The following is a 3,908-nucleotide window of genomic DNA, read 5'->3' on the forward strand; positions in this document are numbered from 1 at the left end:
CCGCGGCCAACGGCGACGGCACCCTGCTCGGCGGCGGCCTGCGCTTCGCCTCCGCCGACGGCGCCCGCCCCCGGCACCACCTCGGCGTCTCGGCCTTCTCGGAGTACACCGTGGTCTCGGCCCGCTCCGCGGTGAGGATCGACCCCGACCTGCCCTTCGAGATCGCGGCCCTGTTCGGCTGCGCCGTGCTGACCGGGGCGGGAGCCGCGTTCTACAGCGCCGGCGTCTCCCCCGGCGACGGCGTCGCGGTCTTCGGCCTGGGCGGCGTGGGACTGGCCGCGCTGCTGGCCGCCAAGGCCGCCGGGGCCGCCACCCTGGTCGCGGTGGACGTGGTCGGCTCGAAACTGGAACTGGCGCGCAGGCTCGGCGCGACGCACACCGTCGCGGGCGGCCCGGACGCCGTCGAGGCGATCCGGGAGATCACCGGCGGCGGGGCGGAGAAGGTCATCGACACCACCGGGGTCGTCCCGGTGCTGGAGCAGGCCTACCGGGCCACCGCGCGGGGCGGCACGACGGTCACCGTCGGCCTGCCCGACCCCTCCCGCGAGCTCACCCTGCCCGCGCTCAGCCTGGTGGCCGAGGAGCGCACGCTGCGCGGCAGCTATCTCGGCTCGTGCGTCCCGCGCCGGGACGTGCCGCGCTTCGTCGGCATGTACCGCGCCGGGGTGCTCCCGGTGGACGCCCTGCTGTCGCACCGGCTTACGCTGGATGAGGTGAACGAGGGCTTCGACCGCCTGCACACCGGCGAGGCGGTCCGCCAGGTGGTCGTGATGTGACAAGGACCCCGGAAGGACTCCGGCGACCGGAAGGCGGGGCCTCCGGCTGAAGGCGATCGGCGACAGGAGGGGCGATGCAGACCTTCCTCCCCTACCCGGACTTCGACGCCACCGCGCGCGTCCTGGACCCGCTCCGCCTGGGCAAGCAGCGGGTCGAGACACTGCAGATCCTGCGCGCGCTGACCGTCCACGGGTACGGCTGGCGCAACCACCCCGCGGTGAAGATGTGGACCGGCTACGAGGAGGCCCTGGTCCGGTACGGCCTGCAGATCTGCGGCCACTGGTGCTCCACGGGCCGGGCCGACACCTGCTCGGCCACGATGGCGGGAGAGCTGGCCGAGCGCTGCGGCGTCGCCTCCCCCCGCTCCCAGCCGGAGCTGGCGGCCGCCGGAGAGCTGCCGCCCTGGCTGGGGGACCCGGCCTTCCACCGCAGCCACCGCTCGTCGCTGCTGCGCAAGGCCCCCGAGCTGTACCGGCCGGCGTTCGGCGACGAGCCGGACGACCTGCCGTACGTCTGGCCCGCCTCCGACCGGCCCCCTTCGTGCCCGCCGGACCTGGCGGGCCGCCCGGCTGACGGGCCGGTCTACACCGGACCCCTACCCGGGCGGGCCTGGCGGGAGCCCTCCGCAGGACCCGGCCCGGTCCCGTGACGGGCCGGGCCGGGCCGGGCCGGGCCGGAAGACCGGCACGACGGGCGGACCGGCGCGGTCAGGGGATCAGCACGCCGGGGTTGAGCACGCCGGCGGGGTCGAGGCGCTCCTTGATCCCGCGCAGGACCTCCGAGCCCAGCTCGCCGATCTCGGCGGCGTAGGCGTCCCGGTGGTCGCGGCCGACGCCGTGGTGGTGCGAGATCGTGCCGCCCGCCGCGACGATCGCCTCGCTGGCCGCCCGCTTGGCCTCCGCCCACTGGGCGAGCGGGTCGCCGCTCTGCGCGGTGACGACCGTGAAGTACAGCGAGGCGCCGGTGGCGTACACGTGCGAGATGTGGCACATCACCAGCGGTGAGCCGAGCGCGCCGTGCAGCGCCAGCCGTACGGCGTCGTAGAGGCGGGGCAGGCCGGACCAGAAGGCGGCCGTCTCCAGCGTCTCCACGGTGGCCCCGGCGGCCAGCAGCGAGTCCCGCAGGTAGGGGGCGGAGTAGCGGCCGTGCTCCCAGGCGTCGCCGGGCCCGGACCCCAGGCAGGTCCCGCCGAGACCGGTCAGCGCCTCGGCGGCCCGGTCGCGGCGCCCGGTCACCTCGGCCGCCTCCCCTTCGTAGCCCGTGATCACCAGGCAGCCCCCCTCGGCCGCCGCACCGCCGATCTCGCCCGGCTTGGCCAGGCCGATCATCGTCTCGGTCTCGTCGGACAGGCGCAGCACGGTGGGGACGGGGCCGTCCTGGGCCAGGCGCCGCAGCGCGGCCGCGCCCTCGGCGAAGGAGGCGAACCGCCAGCCCTCGTAGATCCGGGCGGCGGGGGCCGGCCGCACCCGCAGCCGGAGCGAGGTGATCACCCCGAAGGCGCCCTCCGAGCCGAGCAGCACCTGGCGCAGGTCCGGCCCGGCCGCGGACTTGGGCGCGCGGCCCAGTTCCAGGGTGCCGCGCGGGGTGGCCGCGGTCAGGCCGACGACCAGGTCGTCGAAGCGGCCGTACCCGGCGGAGGCCTGGCCGCTGGAGCGGGCCGCGGCGAAGCCGCCCAGCGTGGCGTACTCGAACGACTGCGGGAAGTGGCCCAGCGTGAGGCCCCGGGCGGCGAGCAGCTCCTCGGCCTGCGGCGCGCGCAGGCCGGGCTCCAGCTCCGCGACCATGGACTCGGTGTCCACCGCGACCAGCCGGTTCAGCCGGGCCAGGTCGAGGGCGACCACCCCGGCGAAGCCCTCGCGGGCCGGGGTCAGGCCGCCGACGACGGAGGTCCCGCCCCCGAACGGGACCACCGCGACCCGGTGCGCGGCGCAGATCCGCAGCAGCTCCAGCACCTCGGCGTGCGAGCCGGGCAGCACCACCGCGTCGGGCGCGTCGGAGCCGTCCCCGGCGCGCAGGCGCAGCAGGTCGGGCGTGGACTTGCCCCGGGTTCGCCGGACCCTCGCCTCGTCGTCGCAGCGCACGTGGCCGGGGCCGACGACGCCGCGCAGCCCGTCGAGGACCTGCTCGGGCAGGGCCGGAGCGGGCAGCCGCACCTGCTCCAGGCGGACCGCGGGGGTCTCGGGCGGGCGCACGCCCAGCAGGTCCGCCAGCAGCCCGCGGATCGGCTCGGGCAGGTCGGCGGCCCGCGCGGGGTCGCCCCAGCCGGACCAGAGCATCGGTTCGGCGGCGGTCTTCGGAGTTTCCACCTCTACACTGTGACATATGACGTCCAACCGTCACAATGAGACCGGTCCGGCGAAGGGCTCCACCGACGCGCTCCTCGACGCGGCACGCGAGGTCGTGCTCGCCGTCGGGGTGCGCCGCACCACGCTCACCGACGTGGCGCGCCGGGCGGGGCTGTCCCGGATGACCGTCTACCGCCACTGGCCCGACGTGCGGAGCCTGGTCGCCGACCTGATGACCCGGGAGTGGGTCGAGGTCGCGGGCCGCTTCGCCGCCGACGACCCGGTCACCGCCGCCGTCGGGGCGGTCCGGGCGCTGCGCGGCCACCCGCTCTGGCGCAAGATCGCCGAAGTGGACCCCGAGCTGCTCCTGCCGTACCTGCTGGACCGCCGGGGCTCCAGCCACGACGCCATGCTCGCCCTGATCGAGTCGGCGATCGTCCGGGGCCGGGCGGCCGGCACCGTACGGCCCGGCGACGCGCGCGCCCAGGCCAGGGCCGTGCTGCTGACCGCGCAGTCGTTCCTGCTGTCCGGCGCCACCATGCTCGACCCGGCCGCTCCGGCGGACCCGCCCCCACCGCCTCGAACGGGCCGGACCCCGCCGCCCCGGACGCGCCGGACCCGGTCACACCGGACGGGCCGGACCCGGACGCTCTGGACGGGCCCGGCCCCGCCGCCCCGGACCCGGTCACCGAGGACGCGCTGGACGCCGAACTCACCGCCCTCCTGGAGAGGTACCTGTCGCCGTGAACTCCTCCCTCAACGCCGCCCGCCGCTCCCGCGAGCTCGCCGAGCTGGCCGGCGGCCGGGCCGTCGACGTGCTGGTGGTCGGGCTGGGCGCCACCGGCG

The 3,908-nt window shown here is 76.8% G+C and carries 4 protein-coding genes; 3 read left to right on the forward strand and 1 reads right to left on the reverse strand.

Annotated features, from left to right (window positions below):
* Together ACWJ6R_RS31740 and ACWJ6R_RS31745 are read left to right on the forward strand one after the other, a co-directional pair.
* Positions 1 to 776 (forward strand): zinc-binding dehydrogenase (locus ACWJ6R_RS31740; protein ID WP_449065752.1); only part of this gene is annotated, 776 nt, incomplete at its 5' end.
* A 74-nt stretch (positions 777 to 850) separates the two neighbouring features.
* Positions 851 to 1,426: an MSMEG_6728 family protein gene (locus ACWJ6R_RS31745; protein WP_449065753.1), complete on the forward strand. Its 576-nt coding sequence runs from the start codon at positions 851 to 853 to the stop codon at positions 1,424 to 1,426.
* Positions 1,427 to 1,484: 58 nt separating this feature from the next.
* Here ACWJ6R_RS31745 and ACWJ6R_RS31750 read toward each other — a convergent pair whose 3' ends face one another.
* The gene (locus tag ACWJ6R_RS31750; RefSeq protein ID WP_449065755.1) at positions 1,485 to 3,053 is read right to left on the reverse strand and encodes an FAD-binding oxidoreductase; all 1,569 of its coding nucleotides are present in this window, start codon (positions 3,051 to 3,053) and stop codon (positions 1,485 to 1,487) included.
* Positions 3,054 to 3,099: 46 nt separating this feature from the next.
* Between ACWJ6R_RS31750 and ACWJ6R_RS31755 the strand changes: the two genes are divergently transcribed.
* Positions 3,100 to 3,908: TetR/AcrR family transcriptional regulator (locus ACWJ6R_RS31755; RefSeq protein WP_449065754.1), on the forward strand; the 809-nt coding region annotated here is incomplete at its 3' end.

The sequence above is a fragment of the Planomonospora algeriensis genome, assembly GCF_977012225.1.

Bases quoted from the DNA above. Each gene is read 5' to 3' on its own strand.
- ACWJ6R_RS31745 (WP_449065753.1), top strand. From the start codon at position 851: ATGCAGACCTTCCTCCCCTACCCGGACTTCGACGCCACCGCGCGCGTC.
- ACWJ6R_RS31750 (WP_449065755.1), bottom strand. From the start codon at position 3,053: ATGCTCTGGTCCGGCTGGGGCGACCCCGCGCGGGCCGCCGACCTGCCC.